The sequence below is a fragment of the Blastopirellula sp. SH421 genome, assembly GCF_057808535.1.
In genome coordinates this window covers 4,017,131-4,037,896 of record NZ_CM173712.1, presented here as the reverse complement: position 1 = coordinate 4,037,896, position 20,766 = coordinate 4,017,131, and the positions used below count along the sequence as shown (strand labels likewise).

Sequence of the window (20,766 nt, the reverse complement as noted above, 5' to 3'; positions counted from 1 at the left end):
TTCTCCAGTGGTTTTCTCGCTCAGTTCTCCTTTAGTCTAAAAGGAATGCACATGCAGTCAATATGCAAGTGCAAGAAATGTTTGAACAGCGGCAGGGACGGCAGGCAGCGAGCTGCTCCTTACAGAGCAGGCGGCAAATCGGCGGAGAGAGTCGTTTCAGCTGCCCCCAATCGCATTGGATTCTTTTCCTAGCAATACGACCTAGATACTTTCATTCATGCGTGAAACCTTCCACCATAAGTCCATAGTGGAAGGTCGACGGAGTCGCAAACGCATTAAATCCCCAGTTCTGCTGTCACGCTCTCAGAGAAGAGTTACTAGGGATCCAACCGAGATGAGATCTGCGGCTGAAGAGGATGGGAGCTTATTCATCGTATCTGCACTTCTGAACGCAGATCTACCGCAGTTGCCTGATTTGCCTACTCCGCCACTTTCAAGCGACTCCAACTAGGAAGGGTCGCTTCGATCGTTAACTCGCCGGACTGATCCGGCAGAAGATTTTTCGCTTTCCCTTTGTCCCATGACAAGCCGCTGCGATCGTTAATCTGATACCGCTGTTGGGCCAAAGTGCTAAAGCGGAACCGGCCATCGGCGTCGGTCTTCCCCTCTGCTTCGTATGCATAGGGTTCGCCCAGCTGAAAATTCATCGGATAGGCGTATAGTTCAACGCCGGGGATTGGATTGCCGGTTTTCGCATCGACGACGCGTCCTGAGAGGACGTGTCCCCGCTGCAATTTCAGCGTGGTCGGCGCGCCGCCGGGGTGCAGCTTGGCCGAAGCGGGTTGATAGTCGCGTCGCGTGGTGATCGCAACCGAGTAGTAATCGAGCGTGGAGCTGAGTTGATCAAAGCGAAATTGCCCGTTGGCATCAGTCGCCGCGTCCGACGACCAGCCATGACTAGCGTGGGGATGCTCAAAATTTAAGAGTAGCGGGATTCCTCTCGCCGGCTTGCCGTCCGGTTCTAATACTTGAACCAAGGCCGCAGCATCAGGAGAAAATTGCAGAGAAATTTCGTCGGTCGGTTTGGCGCCGGTTAGGCGGATTGGATCGCTAATTGCTTTGTTGTGACCACGCGTTGCGGAGACGATATAGGTGGCGTCCAGCGGCAGCGGCGAGACGGCAAACCGCCCTTGGTCGTCTACGCGAGGACTGCGGATCTCCATATTCTTTTGTCGCATACTCTCCGGCTTTTCGATGGCGAGCGTGCTGATGGTGGTGATGGTGCTGTCGAACGTAGCGTCTCCGGCTGAAGACAAGATTTGACCAGCAATGGCCCCGGCCGGAATTGTGGGAATGCGGACTTGTTGGGGGCCGGTCCCGGCTTCCACCGAAATCGCCACCTCGGGAAACCAGTAGCCGATCATCCCTTGGCATCGGATGTAAACTTTGGAACCGACCGGCGCTTCGAGTCGCCCAATTCCAGCCTCTAGGGAAACAGAGTGTTCTTTGTCCGACGGGGGGCCGTGCTGGGGAAGTGTCAGCGGTTGGATGGCGCCGCGCGGTGTGCCCAAGTCAGGCGACTCAAAAACCAATTCGATCTGGCGCATCTCTTCAGTCGGTAACGGCTGGCTCAGATCAATGGTGACCTCTTCACGAGGATTTTTGATTTCCAACTCAACTTTGTGCTGGCCGACGGTCACTGTTGTCGGAGCGGCCAATAGTCCACGCAAAGTGAAGCGGCCGCCTGTCTCGGTCGGCGTGATGTTTGTTCGCTCACTGTACCACCCATGGGCTCCTGGAACGTTTTGGCGAACCGACACAAATGGCTGGTCGCGTGATTGGGGCAAATATGTCAGATCACCTTCGATCACTCCTTCCAAGGTGAAGTTGGGACCCAAAACCCACTTTAAATCAGCTTGGCCGGGGCGAACATTGGAATAAACGGCGACGCCGAAATTGGGATGTTTCACTAACAATTCATAAATCTTACCACTTACCAATTGGTCCAGCGTAAACTGCCCCGATGCATCGGTCGTCGCCAGCTTTGCACCCAGTGGACCATGGATATGCCTGGAGTTGCCCTCAGCATCAAGAGTAACAAACTCATGAATTTCCGCCCCCTTGATTGCGAGACCATCCTGGTCAACTACTTGGCCGGTTACTGGCAGAGCGGTGTTCAATACGATCCGGAGCGTTACGCCAGGTTTGACTTTAAATTGCTGAGGGACGGTGGAAGCCTGATAGCCGGGCGCTGTCGCGCGGAGATCGTAATTTCCTTCCCGCAGATGGGGGAAGACTCCTCGACCTGTTTCGTCACTTTGGACTTTGCCCTGTCCGAAGCTAGTCCCTTGATGGAACATATATGCCGACGAGACGGTGGCTGCTGGAATCGGTTCGCCCGCCTCGTTGGTAACGACAAATTCAACCGGGAATCCTTTCTCTAGCACCAGTTCAAGGTTATCCAGCACGGCGCCTGGCTTGCCTGTCAGGGGACCGATAACCGCAGGTGCGTACTCATCATTGCGCAGCCCAATCCAGGTCACGCCTGGCGGAACGGATGTCTTAAACTTGGCGCCAATTTCTCCCATGGCGCTCATCAGACTCCCGTTAGGGGATCGGGTATAAGTGGTTCCCCAAAGCGGCTTTGGCAGCGGCTGACCATCTGCGGTCCGGACTGTGCCGGAGAGGGTTAGCGGCGCGTCTCCAGCGGCGATTTGCGGCGGCGTGTTGGCGGCGATCGTTTCGGTCACTTGTTCGATCCGCTGCGCCGGCGAGAGGATCTCAGCGGCGATCGCAACCGCAGTAGCCGTCCCTTGCCACAATCCGCCGATCGCAAGTGCGGCCACCAGTAGCAGACCGCACAACCCGCTGAGCGAAATATGAATGCTTGGTTTTTCGGTGGGAGTAAGGATGCGGCGGATCCGATCCAGCAGCGTACGTGGACGCCCTCCATTGGCCGCCATGGCAGCGGACGGAGAGGTGGGGCCCGCTGGAAACCGCGCCGCCCAGTCGGCTAATGCCTGAGAGTAGACGAGCGGCTCTCCCGTGGTTTGCACCGCGAGCGCATCGCAGCAGGCCTCGCGCTCAATCCGAATTTGTTTGCTGATCCACCAGACTGCCGGATTAAAAAAGAGGACCGCTTCGATCAACATTTGCAACAAGTTCAACAGATAATCGTGCCGGCGGATATGAGCGAGTTCGTGCAGCAGAATGGCTCGGATCGCGTCCGGCGAAAGCTCGGTTAGCATCGAAACCGGTAATACGAGCGTTGGCCACAAGATGCCGGCGACGGCCGGGGATTGGCAAAATTCAGAGAGAATAACACGTACGCGCCGCTTAAGGCCCAGTTGAGGGCTCAGCTGTTCGACCCATTCCAATGTACTTGGGTCGGCGGCGACTCCTTGTCGGACAAAACGATTCGCATCGGCCACAGCCAAGGCCATGCGGATCAGCATGCATACGACGCCGACCAGCCAAATCGCTGCCAAATAATGGGACCAACCATGCTCAGGCGTGGTCATCGCTGGATTGGTTGCAGCCTGGTCCAGGGGAACCGGCTTCTTCGATGGCAAGAGCTCGTTGCCAGGCGCCGCCGTGGGTGAGACGATGATTTCAGACATGCTGTTGAACGGACCCACCATCGGATCCGGTCTCTGCACATGATCCAGCCAAGCGTAGGCAAACAAAGCCGCCAAGACGATACTCCACTGTGCAGCCCAGGCCGCACGATAGCGGAGCGTCGCATAGGACGCAGGCAAGCAGCGCAGCGCGACTACTAACAGACCAGCGGCGGCGAGCCCCATCCACAAGGTATGCAGCAGTGCGAAGACCAACGAGTGAGAGTGTGCGACCGAAGCAAGTTGGAGCCAAGCGTTCATCCGAGATCTCCGAAGTTACGCAATCGCTGGTAGAAAAATAGGTGAATTGCTGCTGAAATCGTGTAGCGACCTTTGGTCACGAATCGGACTTAGGACGTTTCTTTTTGGGGGCACTCGGTTTTTTTGCTTGTTCGGCTGTGGCCAGAAGTTCGCGAATTTGCGACATTTCGTCCGCATCGATCGGCGAACTGTCGAGCAACGACTGAACCGCTTTCGCAGGGCTGCCCCCAAACAGGTTTTGCAACATCTCGCGCATCATGGGCCGCATCACTTGCTGGCGTTTCACCAACGGACGGTAGATGTTCGCCTGACCTTTGGTCGTGTGGTCGACCAACTCTTTTTTTTCCATTACCTGTAGGACTGACAAGATTGTCGTATAGGCGCGTCGCTTGCCGTCCGGAATGGCCTCACGAATGGCCGCCACGGGAAGCGGACCGTGCTCCCAGAGCACCGTCAAGACTTGCAGTTCTAGGTCTGAAGGTCGCGTCGCATTGGTCATGAAATGCCTCGGTGACTTTGGTACTATGGTTATAGTATCTACTGTGCGCATAGTACCGTCAAGCCGGTTTTTCCGATTTGTCGCCTGCATACTGGTCACGAACTTCGATTGACCGCTGTGCAGCGCCTGTAAATCGCCTAACATGGCTAAGGGGGCGAAAATGGACTTGGCCGGCGATTTACCCACAGCAGCGAGCAAGCTTAGCGATGAATGCAAATCCAGCAGCGGAAGCGACCTATTCTTTCGGCGCGCTAGTGCGCTCCTCTGGCGTTGATTTCTACGTTTGGGCGCCGCAGCGGACTCAGGTCGAATTAGCGCTTGTTGATGAGCAGGGGAAAGCGAAGCGCTTCGTACCGCTGCAGCGGCAAGAAGGTGGGTTCTTTTTCGTCCATCTGGCCGAGGCGCTGTCTGGCGAGCTTTACATGTATCGCATGGATGGTCACGGGCAGTTGTTTCCCGATCCGGTTTCACGTTTTCAACCGTTCGGCGTGCATGGCCCTTCGCAAGTTGTAGACTCGGCGACGTACGACTGGCACGACGCCGATTGGGCCGGTTTGCCGCTAGAAGGCCAAGTCTTGTATGAGCTGCATGTGGGGACCTTCAGCGAGGAAGGCAATTGGGCCGGCGCCAAAACCAAGCTTGCTTATCTTAAGGAGCTTGGAGTCACCGCGGTCGAGATCATGCCGCTGGCCGATTTTCAAGGCGAGTTTGGTTGGGGTTACGATGGCGTCTATTGGTACGCTCCGTCGCGCCTGTACGGCACGCCGGATGACTTTCGCGACTTTGTTGACGCCGCGCACCAGATCGGGATCGGCGTGATGCTGGATGTGGTTTACAACCACTTTGGTCCGACCGGTAACTATTGGGGCGCCTACACTCCTTACTTCCCGTCTAAAAAACATGGGACCGACTGGGGAGACGCGATCAACTATGACGGCAAAGGGGCGAAGCCGATCCGCAATTTTGTGACCGAGAACGCCGCCTATTGGATTCGTGAGTTTCATCTCGATGGTCTGCGACTGGACGCAACGCAAACTATTTTTGATGACTCAAGCCCGCATATTTTGGCCGAGACAACCAGCGCTGCCCGGGCCGCAGCCGGAAATCGTCCGATCATTGTCGTAGCCGAAAATGACGCCCAAGAAATTTGTCACGTGCAGCCGACCGAGTCTGGCGGCTACGGCATGGACGGCGTTTGGAACGACGACTTCCATCATGCGTGCCGCGTTGCGGCGACTGGGCATAGCGAGTTCTACTATGCCGATTTTGCTGGCACGCCGCAGGAGATAGTCTCGGCAATGCGGTGGGGTTATCTCTATCAGGGACAGTGGAATCAACGTAAAGGACATAAGCGGGGTTCGGCTTCGCTGAGGACGCCGCGGAAGCACTTCATTCACTTCTTGCAAAATCACGATCAGGTATCCAATTCGGCTAGCGCGCTGCGCACCCATGCGTTGACTTCGCCGGGACGCTTTCGCGCATTGACGGCGCTGATGTTACTGGGGCCGCAGACGCCGATGCTGTTTATGGGACAAGAGTTCGCGGCGTCCAATCCGTTTTACTTCTTCGCCGATCATGAAGTGGGGATCGATCAATTGGCGCGCGAGGGCCGTTTAGAATTCATGCGCTGTTTTCCTCGCGCTGCTGGCTACTATCAGACCTTTGTGCCCAATGATCCGATCGGCCACGCCGCTTTTGAGCGTTCGAAATTGAACTGGAACGAAGTTGAGAGCAATGCGCCGGTGGTGGCGCTGCATCGCGATTTGCTGCACCTGCGCAAGACGGACGTGACGATTTCGCAGCAAGACGAGGTAATGCTGGAAGGAGCGGTGATTGGCGCCGAGGCCTTTCTGCTGCGCTGGATCACGCCGAGCGGCGAAGATCGGTTGATGTTTGTTAATCTCGGTCGCGATCTAAGCTGGTCACCAGCTGCAGAGCCGCTAGTTGCGCCCCCGCACGGTGCAGAATGGGCGCTGCTGTGGTCGAGCGAAGAGCCGCGCTACGGCGGATCAGGCACGGCGCTGCTCGATACGCAAAAGTGGATGATCCCCGGTCATGCGGCGGTAGTGATGCGCCCCGTTTCGCGCTAGCGATTACCGATGTATGGCGCCTGATTAGTTTTGTTTTACGAAAGCCGTTAGCCATTCGACCACGCGTTGGCCGCTGGCTGGTGACAGCTTGTGGCCTTCGTGATGGTTCCACAGGCCGATGCGGATTGGTGCGTTGTAAAGTTTGCTGACTTGTTGTCCGACGACGAGCGCTGGCCAGCTCCGTTCACCGTCCGAGCAGCCGGGGCCTCGCTCTCCACCGAGCACGAGAAAAGGTCGAGGAGCGATCAGCGCGAGCAGGTCATCATGATCGCGGTCGAAGTCGGCGGACTTGACTACTTCGCCCAAGTACCACGGGGCTTCCCAGTTAGTCGAATGGATGCCGATTCCTCCTTCGCTGGCGACCGCGGCGCAAATGCGATCGTCGAACGCGGTCAGATAGAGCGCCTCTTTGGCGCCCAATGAGTGACCATAGGCGCCTATCCGTTGCGGATCGACATTCGGTTGCGCCAGCAGGACATCGACTGCTCGGACACCATCGGCCAGCATAACGGCCATCGCTTTGCTATCGGGATGAGGTTTGAGTACAGCGGCGGTCGAAGCGAGATACGATTTTTGTTCCCAGAGGAAATTTTCAGGGCAGAGGACTACAAAACCCTGTTCGACCAACCGCAGCCCGAGATGTCGCTCTGGATCTCCATCGAGTCCAACCAGCTTTTGAAACGTAGTTTTGCTGGTCCCATGAAACGCGACGATCGCCGGCAACTGTTTTTGCTTCGGATCGTGCGGCGTCAGCAAATAAGCGCGAACCTGGCGCCCCGGTTCGGCCTGATAGCGAATCAGCGTGCGCGTGCAATGCTCTAGGTGGTCTGTTTGCAGCGTCTCGATATTCAGCGGCAAATCGGCCGGCGGCGAGTAGACGCCGAGAAAACTGCGCCAGTCGGCGTCGATCAGGGCCCGCTCTTTTTTCCAGTCCGCCAAAGTGGTGATCGGCTGACCGGTCGATGATTGCAAGGATTTGCTAGTCGCCTCCTGGAGGGAGGGGGGCGGAGTGACCGCCTGGACGAGCCAACCTGGATCGGCGGCGAGCGAAAATTGAGCGGCGACAAAAAACAAAGCCGACGTCATTAGCCAGGAAGTCGGCAGTAATCGGGGGGGCCGCTGCGTCGACTTCGGGTGCGTTAAAGGTTTCATAGTTATCAGTTTAGGTGCGAACGGCAGGGGAGGGGGAGGGAGCAAACTGGCGAAGGCAAGAAAACTCTTTACGCTCAAGATATCTCGTGGTATCTTAAATGCAATCGATTTCTCGAAATCGTGCGAATACCTTCGATTAGCCCTATCCCCGCTTCCCACCAATTGGAACGTGACTCATGAAGATCCTGATTTCGGCTGCCGTTTGCTTTGCCTTGGGTACGATGATCACGAGCGGCGCAAACGCTGCGGAGCCGCTGAAGATAGGTTTGATCGGGCTCGACAGTTCGCATGCAGTCGCGTTCTCGAAATTGATCAACGCCGAGAACCCGCTGCCCGAGTTTGCCGATGCGAAGATCGTCGCCGCGTTTCCCGGGGGAAGTCCTGATCTGCCGACCAGCGCCGATCGGATCGAAGGGTTCACCAAACAAGTCTCGGAGATGGGAATCGAAATTGTTCCCTCGATTGATGTACTGCTGAAAAAAGTCGACGCCGTGATTATGAACAGTGTCGACGGACGCGTTCACTTGGCGCAAGCTAAGCCGGTGCTGGAAGCAGGCCTGCCGCTGTTTGTTGACAAGCCGATCACCGCTTCGCTGGCCGAAGCGCAAGAGTTGTTTGCGATTGCGAAAAAGACGGGGACTCCGGTCTTCTCTTGCTCGACGCTTCGCTATTGTGACGAAGTGCAAAAGCTAAGCAAAGAAAATGTCGCCGGCAACATCGTTGGCTGCGTTGCTTACAGCCCCTGCAAGCTAGATCCTACCCATCCCGACTTCTTTTGGTACGGCGTCCATGGAGTCGAAACGTTGTTTACCGTGATGGGGCCAGGCTGCGTCAGCGTTGAACGCACCCAAGCTGACGGAGTAGAAGTCGCGACCGGCGTTTGGAAAGATGGCCGCGTCGGCACATTCCGCGGAATTCGCGATGGCGCCGCTGGTTATGGTGTGCTGGTCTTTGGCAAGAAGAAGGTCGAGTTGGTTCCGATTCGTGCTGGTTACGACAAATTAGTAGCTGAAATCGTTCAATTCTTCCGCACCAAAAAGGCTCCGATTTCGCCGGAAGAAACGCTGGAAATTGTCGCATTCATGACCGCTGCGGATGTCAGCCGCGACTCAGATGGCAAAAGCGTTTCGCTAGAAAGCGTGATGCAGAGCAGCAAGTAACGTCGGCTTGAGACATACTATTTTATTCACACGCTTCCGCTCGTTGGAACTTCTTCCGCAAGGAACATCGCATGGTATCTGTCAATCGTCGCCAGTTTTTAGCCGCCGCATCGGCAACAGCCATCACCTCAATGACGTCGAGTGCTCGATCCGCCGAGGCGAATGATGAGCTTCGCATCGTTGTGATCGGCGTCAACAGCATTGGCAATACGCACCTGAACGGCTTTCCGCAGATACCCGGCGTAAAAGTAGTTGGCGCATGCGACGTTGACAGCGCCGTGTTAGGGAAGCGGACAGCAGAGTTTGATAAGAAGTTTGGTTATGGGCTGAAAAAGTACGACGACCTCCGCCGCGTCTACGATGATCCGAATGTCGACGCGGTGGTGTTGGGCGTGCCGAATCATTGGCACGGCTTGGGCACGGTCTGGGGATGTCAGGCCGGTAAGGATGTTTACACCGAGAAGCCTTGCTCGCACAACATTTGGGAAGCAGGCCAAATGGAGAAGGCGGCCGAAAAATATGACCGGATTGTGCAGATCGGTATCCAACGCCGCAGCTTTAAGCACCTGCAAGACTTCTTTAAAGAAGTCCATGAAGGGGCCCTCGGCAAGATTAAAAACGTCAAGGGTTTGTACCTGTCGCGTCGCGAGTCGATCGGCCGACCAACCTCGGCTCCGAAGCCGCCGTCCACGGTCAATCATGACCTGTGGTGCGGACCTGGATCGACCAAGCTAGACCGCGCCAAATATCACTACGATTGGCACTGGTTCTGGGATTATGGTAATGCCGAATTGGGCAACAATGGTCCCCACATCCTGGATCTTTGTCGCTGGGCCATTGGCGCCGAAGAATTTCCGACTAGCGTGACCAGCGTCGGTGGACGTTACGCCTGGGACGACAATGGACAGACGCCCAACACCCATTTGTTGCGTTACGAATACGCTACAGCGCCAATCACCTTCGAGATTCGCGATCTGCCGAGCGCGACCGGCAAAAAGGATACTTGCCAGTATAAAGGGCTCAGCTATGGCATCGTCATCGAAGGTGAGGAGGCGACTTATCTGGGATTTGATACCGGTAAGGTAGTCGATCCCGACGGAAAAACGATTCGCGAGATCAAGGGAACCACCGGACCAGATGGCGGACGTCAACTGCATCGCGAGAACTTTGTCAAAGCGGTTCGCTCGCGGAAAACCAGCGATTTGAACTGTGCCGTGCGAGCCGGGCATCTTTCGAGCGCCCTCTGTCATCTGGGGAACATTTCGCACCAGACCGGCGAGTCACTTCCGCTGGCTTCTCTGGCCGAACGGGTCCAGGATCAGCCGCTTTTGGCCGACGCTGCGACGCGAATGACCGAGCATTTAGCGGCCAACGGTATTGATCTCGCCTCGGCAGGGGTGCAAATGGGGCAAACCTTGGCGATTGATCCGAAAACGGAGAAATTCCCCAAGAATGAGGCCGCAAACCAACTGCTGCGACGCGAGTATCGAGCGCCATTCATCGTTCCCGAGCAGGTTTAATCGGCTCGATTAACGTCCACGGCCCGTCGTAATTCTTCGGCGGGCTTGCTGGAAGTGCTGTCTATTCCGTATTCTGGAGGGCTTGCGAAAATGACTCGCGGCCCGAAAACGGCGGACGACGGTGTCTGCGTTGGCTGGCCAGCCTTGGCAAGTTAGAAGTGCATGGCCGAAGAAGAACGAAAAGTTCGACTCGTCGATATCGCCAACCAGGCGGGCGTTTCCCGCGCGGCGGTTGGACATATTCTGAATAACTCAGGCCTTGATAGCGTCCGAGTCTCCGAGGCGACACGGCAGAAAGTGCTGAAGATCGCCGAGGATCTCGATTATCGGCCCAATCGCGCCGCCCAGCGGTTGCGTGGAATGCCGACAAAGATCATCGGTGTCGTGCTGGATACCGTGAACCTGGCGGTCTTTTCGGCCCGGTTGTCGGCGATCGAAGCCGAAGCGCATACCCGGGGTTACCGGTTGATGATCGGCCAAGCGCATCACGATCCGGCCGAAATCAAAACATACTTGGACGATTTCGCCGATCACGGCATGGACGCGATCCTGTGCATGTTTGACGTGATGCAGGATATTCGGCCCAAATTAAAGAAGGTCTTCCGCGAGCGGAGTCACATCATTCTCCACTCGTCGCCGATTTTGAAGTCGCAGTCCTGCGTACGAGTTGAGACCTCGTCGGCGATTGAGCAACTGGTCGATCATCTGGCTGATCGCGGTCGCAAACGGGTTGCAATTCAATTGTGGTCTCCGTCCGATCAACTGATGTCGATTCGGTGCGACGCTTGGAAAGCGAATGTTAAGCGGCGCAAACTAGCGACCAGCGACTCGCTGATTTGGACCAATCCCGAAGCGACGCAAAAACCCTCGCGCGATGCGATCGACGATTGTATTCAGAAGTTGGTCGTCAAAAACAAAGCAGATGCGATCATCGCCTCGAACGACGAATGGGCAGTGCGTATCATGCAAGGCTTGCACCGTCATGGTTACTCAGTTCCAGGCGACTTGGCCGTGACCGGCTATGACAATCTGGATATCGCCGACGTCATTGAGCCGGGATTAACCACCATTGACCAATGTCACGCCGCCTACGCCAAAGCGGCGCTCGACCTAGTCGAAGAATCGCTGCAAGGCGAGATCCCCGCAGCAAAGCGAGTCCGCGTGATCCGGCCCGAGTTGATCATCCGCGAGTCGACCTAGCGATCGGCTGGGTTGCCCACGGGAAAGATGGGAAACGAAGGCTGAAAATTATTGGGCGCCAAGTTCTTACCACCTTTTCGCGGAATGAGCCGGTCTGAAGACATTCGACAATCCCCGTTTGACGAATACACTAGCCCGCAGCGAAAGCAAGGGAATGCGTTTGATGCAGTCATGAATGACGAGGTCGTTTCGTCATTTTGGTTTCGACATTCGTCATTCAAATCCCAACTACGGCGCCGTCGCCGGATGAGCGCCATTCTTCACGCCGTTGCTATTGACCGCCAATCGCGGGGGAGCGGGGATTGTCATCCCAAGCAGACGCCGTGGATTTAAGCGGGTCAGGCGATCGATTTCGACGGCAGTCAGGCCGACATCGCGCCGCAAATTGTCAGCCATGCGCTGCATCGTGGTGGCCGAACCGACCAAGTGGCTGTCATCTTCTGCGCGGGGAACACCATCTTCGCCGACCAACACCTGCTGGTCGCCCAGCGGATACAAGCCGGGCCCACAACCAGCGGCTGAGATCGCATCAGAGACGATAAAAGCTCGATCGATGCCGATGATCTGCAGGTAATTTTTCAGCGCGAAGAACGGCACGTGCGCTCCGTCGGCAATCAAGCCAAAATAGAGCTGATCGGCACGACTCAGAGCGCGTTGGATGATATTGTCATGGCGATCCATCAGCCGCGGACAACCGTTGCCCAAATGGGTAAACATCGAAAGCCCGGCGTCAATACAGGCGTCCAACTGGTCCAGCGATGCATTCGTATGTCCGGCCGAGACGATGAGCCCTTGCTTGGCCAGACGCCGCGTGACGTCTTGGTCGGGATCTTGTTCCGGCGCCAGCGTGACGATGCGCGTAAGTCCGTCGGCTGCGTCCAGCAACAGCGCCATCTCTTCCCAGGTTGCCTCTTTGGCATGTTCCAGCGGATGAGCGCCGACATAGCCGATCTCGGTGCTGATAAACGGCCCTTCGATATGAAAGCCGGCAATCATGCGGTTGATGAGCGGATCGGCCAATCGCAAGTGGACGATTTGCGTTAGCCGAGCGGCCATGCGCGCGATGTCATCGGTGATGATCGTCACCAGCACGCCGCCGACGTTGTCACGCTCTAACGCGGCGCAGGCGCTGTGGAGATCCTCGGCGGACATGTCGTCTTGGTTAAAGTCGATGCCGTAATAGCCGTTGATTTGCAGGTCGAAGAACTTGGAGTCAGGCATGCGGTGTTCCAGGCGTTCTAGAGGGTCGATGAGGCGGCCAATTCAGCAGCGGAAGCTTTGTCGAGAAACAACGAGATTTCTGCATGCGATTGGAGGATGGAGGCAGGAACCGTAGGAGTAATGGGGCCTTCCACGGTATTGCGAACCGCGATTGCTTTTCGCTCGTCAGGGACGCTGCAAATAATCGATTTGGTGCGCAGGATTTGCTGGCAAGACATGCTAATCGCTTCCTTCGGCACATCGTCTAGTGTAGCGAACCAACCTTCGCCGGCCTGCTGCTTTCGACAAGCTTCGTCCAACTCGACCACCAAATAGGGTGAATCGGTGTCAAAGTCAGCCGGTGGATCGTTGAAAGCCAAGTGCCCATTCTCGCCGATCCCGACAAATGCGACATCGATCGGATATTGGGCGATCAGCTGACCCAATCGCTCACAAACCTGCTGCGGATTGGGATCCGAGCCGTCCACGTAGTGGAATGCTTGCAGCGGCACTTGTTCGACAAAGCGTTCTCGCAGGTAACGCCGGAACGAGGCGGGGTGCTGATCGCTCAGCCCTAAGTATTCATCCAGATGAAAGCCGGTAACGCAGCTCCAGTCGATATCTGGCTCGGCGATCAGCGCGGCTAACGTAGCGAACTGGGAGGCTCCGGTGGCGACAATGATATTGGCGCAACCTTTGTCGGCAATCGCGCTGCGGATCTGACTAGCGCCCTGGCGAGCCGCTGCGACACCCAACTGCGAAGCGTCGTCAAAGATGTGGATATTCATGCAAGTAGGTGGAGTTTTCTGAGGAAATCGAGAGGTCTGGCGTAAAGCATTGCTTCGCCTTGTGATGTCACGCGATATCATTTTTGACATAATTTGTATCGAAGTCAACCGAATTTCTTGGTGATGTCACCAGAAGAAGTTGCTGGAAATAGTCATTATGGGGATCGCTTTGCGCAATGCCAAGCATCGGGCCAAATATTGCGCAAACTTAGGAAAAATGAGGACTAAATCCAAGAAATTGTTTGCCGCTGTGATATCACCTGATATCATTTTGGGTGTCAAACAGACAAAAAATCAACGTCGGATTCCCCCGCGGACGCCGGCGCCTTTTCAAAAATGCGGACATCTCCTCCAGTCAGCCGCCATCATGTACTGCCCAATTTTCGAGCGATCTCAAAACGCGAACGACGAAGGCGTGAGCAGTTTTTGCCCAGCGGGAATCCGCTGTCGCAAGATATTTTCAACGCTGAAGCAGGAGAAACGGGAATTCAAACCGTGACCATCGACACGATTTAAATCAGCGCAAGCGAAACGGCGCATGGTTTGCTTCATTAGTTTGCTTGATATTTTTCAGTCGGTTGCATTGTGAACTGTAGCTACTGCGTCAAATGAATCGTTTTAGTTTGACGCGGCGCCTAAAAAATCAGAGTCACCGCTTTTAGGTGGTCTCCAGTCACCGATGCGAGCGATTTTTTTAGCCCAGTAAGATATCACCTGACATCATCCTCGTCTCGCGACCACAAAGCGACGAGCACGGCAGCATGCAACGGCGTGTAGATCCATTCATTCAATCGTTTTTGGAGTTGGCTAATGAAAAGATCTCAAGGCTTCACCCTGGTTGAACTGCTGGTGGTCATTGCGATCATCGGCGTGTTGATTGCGTTGCTGCTGCCGGCGGTGCAACAAGCCCGCGAAGCGGCTCGGCGGATGCAGTGCAGCAACAATCTGAAGCAGTTGGGACTTGCGTTCCACAACTATCACGACACCTACGGCCAATTCATGCAGGGCGGTTTTGCCGCAGGCGGGATTGTTAGCTATCCCATGGGCTGGGTTCCTCGTCTGTTTCCCTTCATCGAGCAAGGGACGCGGCTGGATGCGATGAACGCGCTGAATCCGAACTACCTGGTGACAAAAACGCCGTATCGTCTGCACAACCAAGACAATCCGATCTTTGGTCCGGTTCCAGGGATTTGGTGCCCCTCGTCGGCGCTCGGTGAAACGGCGTCGGATCATCCGGTGAACAGTTACACCCCCTACGCCGACATCCAAGGCGCGTTGCACTATCGGGCCAACGGCGGCTCGGTCGACGTTGATTTTCATGCCGCGACCACCTCTGGCCGCGATGGCTATACCTCGTCCGGAATTTTGTACCCGAAGAGCAATACGCGGTTTGGCGATATTGTCGACGGGACCAGCAATACGATGCTGCTAGGAGAAACGTCGAGCCGTGAGAATTGTCCGAAAGCACCCTACGACAGTTTTGGCGGGATTCAGCCTTGGACGTGGGGATTCTTTTATTACAGCGATCAAGAGTGGTTGATGATCGATCACAAGATGGTCCAGTTTCCGATCAACTACACCGGCACGATCACTTATAACAACACGCCCTATTCCAGCTATCACCCCGGCGGCGCCATGTTCGCTAATTGTGACGGCAGCGTCCGGTTTTTGGCGGAAACGATGAGTCTCAACACGCTCAAGGCGCTGGCGACACGAAAGAATGGCGAGGTCATCTCCGAATTGTAAACGCAGCAGACTTTTCCAACTCTTCGTTTCTCTTATCTGACGGCTTTAGATTTATGAATCGAAAAACAATTCTCCAATGCGTGCTACTCGCCGCCCTGTCGGGATTGATCGGCTGCGGGCATGACGGGCCAGAGATGGGACAAGTTTCCGGCGTGGTCACCTACAAGGGAAAACCGGTGCCGGTGGGGACCATTACTTTTATCCCCGAGGTGGAGTCGTTGCCGGTTGCGTATGCCGAAATTCAATCGGACGGCGCCTATCGAGCGGCGACCAAGGAGTACGGCGACGGTGTTCCCGTCGGAAAGCATCGCGTGATGATCATGGCCGTCGAGCATCCCGGCCCGGAGATTCCCTTTATCGCGCACCTGCCGATGAAATTCAGCAGCGATCAGACATCAGGCTTATCGGCCGATGTCCAAACCGGCGAAAACAAAATCGATTTCGCTATCGAGAAATAAAACGTTCTTATCAAAGCAGTTACTCATCAATTTTATTTTCATTTGAGGTTCAGATATGAAACGCAATCAAGGATTTACTCTGGTTGAATTGCTGGTCGTCATCGCGATCATCGGCGTCTTGATCGCGTTGCTGTTGCCGGCCGTGCAACAGGCGCGCGAAGCGGCTCGCCGCATGCAATGCAGCAACAACCTAAAGCAGTTGGGTTTGGCGTTCCATAACTATCACGATACCTATGGCCGCTTCATGACGGGCTGCTGGGACATTGCGACACTTCCGACCTATCCGATGGGATGGGTTCCGCGGCTCTTTCCGTTTATGGAGCAAGGGACGCGGTTAGATGCGATGAATGCTCTTAATCCCAACTATCTAGTGACGAGGTCTCCCTACCGTAGTCATAACCAAAATAACCCGATTTTCGGCGCTGTTCCGAACATCACTTGTCCCTCTTCGCCGGTGGGTGAATTGGCGGCTGATCAACCGCCGTCTTCGAACTTTCCGTATCAGAACATTCAGGGAACGCTCCACTATCGGGTCAACGGCGGTTCGTACGACGTTGACTATAACGCTCCGAACAACTCATCATACCCTGGGTTTTCGACGTCGGGGATTCTGTATCCTAATAGTAAAACAAGGTTTGGCGACATCGTCGACGGCACGACCAACACGATGTTAGCCGGTGAAACTTCCAGCACCAAAGGCTGGCCGATATCTCCGTCGAACATGATTACCGGATTCGGCGGCCATAAGCCGTGGGTTTGGGGTTTCTACCGTTACAGCGGTCCCGATTGGTTGATGATTGATCATAAGATGGTGCAGTATCCCATTAATTACAGCGGATCCTTTGGCACCAATTCCACTCCCTTTTCCAGCTATCATCCTGGCGGAGCGCTATTCGTGATGTGTGACGGCAGCGTTGCCTTCTTGCCGGAAACGCTGAGCCTCGATTTATTGAAAGCCTATGCAACGCGCAAGAATGGTGAAGTTAGTTCGGGGCTATAGATCAAGCTCGTGCCGTCAGTGGGTTGCGGCGTTGCCGTAACCCAGTCGTTATTTCTAATCACGGCTTATTTTTCCTAGTGATGAACGAATATGATGAACTCAAAATATTTGCTTACCGGATTGGTCGCGGCGATTGCGATCTTCGGACTGGGCTGCAGCCGGCGCGGTCCAGAAATGGGCGAAGTAACCGGAACGGTGACCTATCAAGGAAGCCTGTTGCCCACCGGCACGATTTTGTTCATTCCCGAACAATCCGATTTGCCTACTGGCTACGCTCAAATCCGCGAAGATGGTACTTATGAAGCAGCGACGCAAGAGTATGGAGTTGGTATTCCCGTTGGTAAGCACCGCGTGATGATCACGGCGGTAAAGGATCAAGGCCCCAATGCGCCAGTCAAAGAACTGTTACCCTCCAAGTACAGCAGCGATCGGCAGTCTGGCCTTACCGCCGAGGTGGCGGCCGGAGAGAATAAGGTCGACTTTACATTGAAGTAAAGCGACGTTAGACAGAGTAGCAGTAAATACCCCACTCAGAATCACACCTCTCTATCGACCGATGGCCAGCAGGCATCGGTCGATCACTTCGTTTAAAGGCAAGTACGGAATGTCGGAAGCGACTGTAGAAAAACAAAGCGGATTTTCTTTGCTTCGGATCCTCAAAGCGATTGGACCAGCGATCATTGTCGCGTCGGTTGTGTTAGGGCCTGGCAGCATCTTGTCAAACTCGAAAGTCGGCGCGGCTTACGGGTATGACATGATCTGGGTCTTGGCGATCGCGTCCATCTTTATGGCGCTGACGGTCTTCTTGGCCGCAGTTTTGGGGATCAGTTACAAAGAGACGCCGTTTACCGAGATCTCGACTCGCTTGGGGCGCCCGGTGGCGATCGTGACCGGAGTCGTCTTCTTTTTAATCACCAGTTGTTTTCAATTCACCAATAACTTAGCGATTATTGATGTGGTGAATATCGCGACGGATTCGGCAGGAGCATCGGCCCCCACTTGGCTGTCTCAGTATGGTTCGCTGGTCGCGATCGTCTTGGTAAATCTCGGGTTGATTTGGGCGTTGTATGGCAGTAGCACGCCATATCGATTTATTGAAAAGCTGATGATGCTGATGGTTGGTCTGATGCTGTTGGGGTTTGTCGTCAACTTAATTGTTGTGCAACCTTCCGTGACCGGCATCTTGGGAGGCTTAATTCCTAAACTGCCTGACGGCGAGGTCTCGCCCGAGAACATCGTCATGCTGGTGGGGATGTTTGGCACCACGTTTTCAATCGCCGGCGCCTTTTATCAGATCTACGCGGTTCGCGAAAAAAATTGGACCCATGAAAATTTGGCCAACGGCATTGTTGACTCCATCGCCGGCATCGCCGTTCTGGGCGGCATCAGCTTTATCATCATGGTGACCTCGGCCGCGGTCTTGCAGGGCGCCCAACTCACGAACATTACGGATGTGGCGAAACAGCTTGAACCGCTGATTGGTCCACAAGCAAAGGTAATGTTTTGTATCGGACTCTCCGCGGGCGCATTTAGTTCGCTGCTGGTCAACGCATTGATCGGCGGAACCGCGTTGAGCGATAGTCTGGGTATGTCGGCCAATGTCAAAGATGCGCCGGTCAAAGCGTTGACCGTCGCCGGACTAATGATTGGGATGTTGGTCGCCGTAGCGATTAACTGGCTAGAAATGTCGAACGTCCAGTTGATCGTCTTCGCCCAAGCGCTGACGGTAATCGGCGTGCCGCTATTAGCATTCGCCATGCTCTATCTGGCAATGCATCTCAAGCGGTCAAATCTGAAAACCGGGGCGTGCTGGATCGCCTCGGCGGCGTTAGTTTTAGCAGTCATCCTGTCGGGACGCATGCTGCTGTCGTTGGTGCAGAAGATGATGGGGTAATGAATGGCCCATCATTGCCAGAAGCGGATTTCATTCAAATAACGAACGTCTAAGGCAAGAGCCTCGTTGCAGCCTTTTGAAGTTGCGATATTTCGAACCGATGGAACACTAGCCCGCAGCGCCAGCGAGGGAATTCGCTTGGTGATTCTAACCCGGCATGAAGTAGAGGCCGTATTCCCTCGCTGGCGCTGCGGGCTAGTGTGAACGTTTTTGGCTTAATTCCTACCCCGTTTTTCGTTCTTCATCCGTGGTATCGGCGTTCCATTCTGACTTTGTCCTCAAACAGTGGAACTTCAAAATTGGGGGTTGGGGTCCGCATTAGACATTAGGATTTAGACATTCGTCATTTTCTAGCGATCGTATTCCCTCGCCGGGCTCTGACCGCTTACGTGATCGACGCTTCAAAAATACTCTGTATCGACGCATCCAACGTCGCGTCAAACTCGGCTTCCGATTGTTGGGCCGAGAGTCCCTCGGCGAGTGCCCGCGAAAAACTGGCGGTCACACCGTGATTACGGGCCAAAATTTGATTGGCTTCGTCGCGTGAGTAGCCGCCAGAGAGGGCGACCACTTTCAGGACGCGGGGATGTTGGACGAAGTCGGCGTAAAAATCATCTTGATTCGGCAGCGTTAATTTCAGCATCACAAATTGCCCCTCCGGCAGTTTGTCGAGCTCTGCTGTCAACGCGGTTTTCAGCAATGCTTCGGCTGCCGATTTCTCGGGGCAATGAATGTCAATTTCGGGCTCGACAATCGGGACTAAGCCGGCGGCGATAATTTGACGAGCGACTTCGAATTGTTGCGTGACCACTTCGTTGATCCCGGCTTTGTCGGCGTGCAGAATGACCGATCGCATTTTGGTGCCGAAGATATGTTTCGCAACGGCCCGTTCTAGCAACGAGTCGAGCTGCGGCATTGGTTTCATCAGCCGCACGCCGTTCTGTTCTGCCGCCAGCCCTTTGTCGATCTTCAAAAACGGCACGACATTTTTTTGGTTCCAAAGGTAGTCGGCAGTTGGCTGGCCTTCGATTTCGCGATCCATGGTGTTTTCAAATAGGATCGCGCCCAGAATTCGCTTGCCGGTAAAACTAGGACTGGTGATCACTCGGGATCGCATTTGGTGAACGAGGGCAAACATTTCTTCGTCGCTAGACCACGCGTCCTCTTCGATTCCATACGCATGCAAAGCGGTCGGCGTGCTGCCGCCGCTTTGATCAAGCGCCGCGATGAACCCCGGTTCTGTTTTGATCTTTTGGAATTGCGCTGCATTACCGACGAACTTACTCATCTCGCTACCCTGTGGGTTGAGGCTCTCGATGGATTGACCTAAGCCGCTAGATTCAAGTTACAAGGGGTGGGGGGAACAAGCCGAATCCCGGCAACTACCTTCAAGCAACATCCCTTGGCTTGCGTAACCCACCGGCTTCCGTGGTTCACTCTCTATAATTTAGACGTCGGGAAGGATTTTGTCTTCTACGTGCAAACCGCCAACCATTTGCGATACGGCTGATAGCCGTAATACTTCGGCCGATCATCTAGCCGGACATGCAACCAAGAGACGCCGGCGCCGGCCGTGCTAAGCCAGACCGGGCGATCTCCCAGCCGACGGTTCATTGCTTCGCCCACTGCTTTCCACAAGGCCAAGCGTTGTAGCTGCGGCGCTTGACGGACGAATGCGGCTAGATGGCCATAGACCGATTGATCGGCGATCTGCGTCGGAGCAACCAGCGTCGCATTGCGACCAAGATTGGGAAATGTTGCAATCTGATCGTCGGTATTATCGAGATGCTCAGCAAACAGATGCGGCTCTGAAGGACGCGCCAGGTTGGGACTGTCGAGCAGCACAAATTCCCAAGGTTGCTCGCTCGTCGCTTGATCAATGGGAGGAGTTTCCCAACGAAACGCGGTGAAGGGAGCTTCCGCCAACTCGTTGTTGAGCCACTCTGAGAACTCTGCGTCACTACGCCAGGCTTCAATCGCAGCGGCGTAGCTGAGCGGCTGAGAGTCGCAATGGACAAAATATCGCCGCCCACGCAGCCCCGGCAGATCTTCTGTTTCGGCATTTAAACGCATGGGAAAAGTTTCCTTCCGGCAAGGAGAAAGCAACTTCCAACGGCGATTCAGGTCGCACCCTCATGATATCGCGATGCCGCAGCGACACGCAGTAAGATTCTGCAAAAATCGAAGAAACGCGCCACTGGTTTACTGTCGAGCCTGGGGAGTTCAGCGGACTTTTCTGAT

16 protein-coding genes are annotated in these 20,766 nt (G+C 55.1%); 9 read left to right on the top strand and 7 right to left on the bottom strand.

What is annotated here, in order from left to right:
* Window positions 1-419: 419 nt before the first annotated feature.
* Together SH421x_RS16320 and SH421x_RS16315 are read right to left on the bottom strand one after the other, a co-directional pair.
* Window positions 420-3,818, bottom strand: a complete 3,399-nt coding sequence (locus SH421x_RS16320) for a carboxypeptidase regulatory-like domain-containing protein (protein ID WP_488850485.1) — start codon at window positions 3,816-3,818, stop codon at window positions 420-422.
* Between the two features lie 76 nt (window positions 3,819-3,894).
* Window positions 3,895-4,317 (bottom strand): BlaI/MecI/CopY family transcriptional regulator, encoded by a 423-nt coding sequence (locus SH421x_RS16315; protein WP_488850483.1) that lies wholly within the window; start codon window positions 4,315-4,317, stop codon window positions 3,895-3,897.
* 206 nt (window positions 4,318-4,523) lie between these two features.
* On the opposite strand from SH421x_RS16315, the gene treZ reads away from it, so the two are divergent.
* Window positions 4,524-6,407, top strand: coding sequence for a malto-oligosyltrehalose trehalohydrolase (gene treZ / locus SH421x_RS16310; RefSeq protein ID WP_488850481.1), 1,884 nt, complete (start codon window positions 4,524-4,526; stop codon window positions 6,405-6,407).
* Window positions 6,408-6,431: 24 nt separating this feature from the next.
* On the opposite strand, the gene SH421x_RS16305 is transcribed toward treZ, so the two are convergent.
* Window positions 6,432-7,559 (bottom strand): alpha/beta hydrolase family protein, encoded by a 1,128-nt coding sequence (locus SH421x_RS16305; RefSeq protein ID WP_488850479.1) that lies wholly within the window; start codon window positions 7,557-7,559, stop codon window positions 6,432-6,434.
* A gap of 176 nt (window positions 7,560-7,735) precedes the next feature.
* Here SH421x_RS16305 and SH421x_RS16300 point away from each other — a divergent pair, with 176 nt between their 5' ends.
* The 3 genes from SH421x_RS16300 (at window position 7,736) to SH421x_RS16290 (ending at window position 11,439) form a co-directional block, all read left to right on the top strand.
* Complete coding sequence (locus SH421x_RS16300) at window positions 7,736-8,719, top strand: Gfo/Idh/MocA family protein (protein ID WP_488850477.1); 984 nt, start codon at window positions 7,736-7,738, stop codon at window positions 8,717-8,719.
* Between the two features lie 71 nt (window positions 8,720-8,790).
* Window positions 8,791-10,239: a Gfo/Idh/MocA family protein gene (locus SH421x_RS16295; protein WP_488850474.1), complete on the top strand. Its 1,449-nt coding sequence runs from the start codon at window positions 8,791-8,793 to the stop codon at window positions 10,237-10,239.
* A 162-nt stretch (window positions 10,240-10,401) separates the two neighbouring features.
* Window positions 10,402-11,439 carry a LacI family DNA-binding transcriptional regulator gene (locus SH421x_RS16290; protein ID WP_488850472.1) on the top strand — a complete coding sequence of 346 codons (1,038 nt, stop codon included), beginning with the start codon at window positions 10,402-10,404 and terminating at the stop codon, window positions 11,437-11,439.
* A gap of 228 nt (window positions 11,440-11,667) precedes the next feature.
* Here the strand turns inward: SH421x_RS16290 and SH421x_RS16285 are convergent, their stop codons facing one another.
* On the bottom strand, window positions 11,668-12,660 hold the full coding sequence (locus tag SH421x_RS16285) for an N-acetylglucosamine-6-phosphate deacetylase (protein WP_488850470.1): 993 nt from the start codon (window positions 12,658-12,660) through the stop codon (window positions 11,668-11,670).
* A gap of 17 nt (window positions 12,661-12,677) precedes the next feature.
* Complete coding sequence (locus SH421x_RS16280) at window positions 12,678-13,427, bottom strand: glucosamine-6-phosphate deaminase (RefSeq protein ID WP_488850468.1); 750 nt, start codon at window positions 13,425-13,427, stop codon at window positions 12,678-12,680.
* An 810-nt stretch (window positions 13,428-14,237) separates the two neighbouring features.
* Between SH421x_RS16280 and SH421x_RS16275 the strand changes: the two genes are divergently transcribed.
* The 5 genes from SH421x_RS16275 (at window position 14,238) to SH421x_RS16255 (ending at window position 18,525) form a co-directional block, all read left to right on the top strand.
* Window positions 14,238-15,173 carry a DUF1559 family PulG-like putative transporter gene (locus tag SH421x_RS16275; RefSeq protein WP_488850466.1) on the top strand — a complete coding sequence of 312 codons (936 nt, stop codon included), beginning with the start codon at window positions 14,238-14,240 and terminating at the stop codon, window positions 15,171-15,173.
* A 53-nt stretch (window positions 15,174-15,226) separates the two neighbouring features.
* Window positions 15,227-15,631: a hypothetical protein gene (locus SH421x_RS16270; RefSeq protein ID WP_488850464.1), complete on the top strand. Its 405-nt coding sequence runs from the start codon at window positions 15,227-15,229 to the stop codon at window positions 15,629-15,631.
* A 55-nt stretch (window positions 15,632-15,686) separates the two neighbouring features.
* A complete protein-coding gene (locus SH421x_RS16265) occupies window positions 15,687-16,631 on the top strand; it encodes a DUF1559 family PulG-like putative transporter (protein ID WP_488850462.1) in 945 nt (314 codons plus the stop codon).
* A 90-nt stretch (window positions 16,632-16,721) separates the two neighbouring features.
* Complete coding sequence (locus SH421x_RS16260) at window positions 16,722-17,126, top strand: hypothetical protein (RefSeq protein WP_488850460.1); 405 nt, start codon at window positions 16,722-16,724, stop codon at window positions 17,124-17,126.
* A gap of 109 nt (window positions 17,127-17,235) precedes the next feature.
* Window positions 17,236-18,525: an NRAMP family divalent metal transporter gene (locus tag SH421x_RS16255; RefSeq protein WP_488850458.1), complete on the top strand. Its 1,290-nt coding sequence runs from the start codon at window positions 17,236-17,238 to the stop codon at window positions 18,523-18,525.
* 385 nt (window positions 18,526-18,910) lie between these two features.
* On the opposite strand, the gene SH421x_RS16250 is transcribed toward SH421x_RS16255, so the two are convergent.
* Window positions 18,911-19,813, bottom strand: coding sequence for a fructose bisphosphate aldolase (locus tag SH421x_RS16250; RefSeq protein ID WP_488850456.1), 903 nt, complete (start codon window positions 19,811-19,813; stop codon window positions 18,911-18,913).
* Between the two features lie 185 nt (window positions 19,814-19,998).
* Window positions 19,999-20,598, bottom strand: coding sequence for a DUF6940 family protein (locus tag SH421x_RS16245; RefSeq protein ID WP_488850454.1), 600 nt, complete (start codon window positions 20,596-20,598; stop codon window positions 19,999-20,001).
* Window positions 20,599-20,766 lie beyond the last annotated feature (168 nt).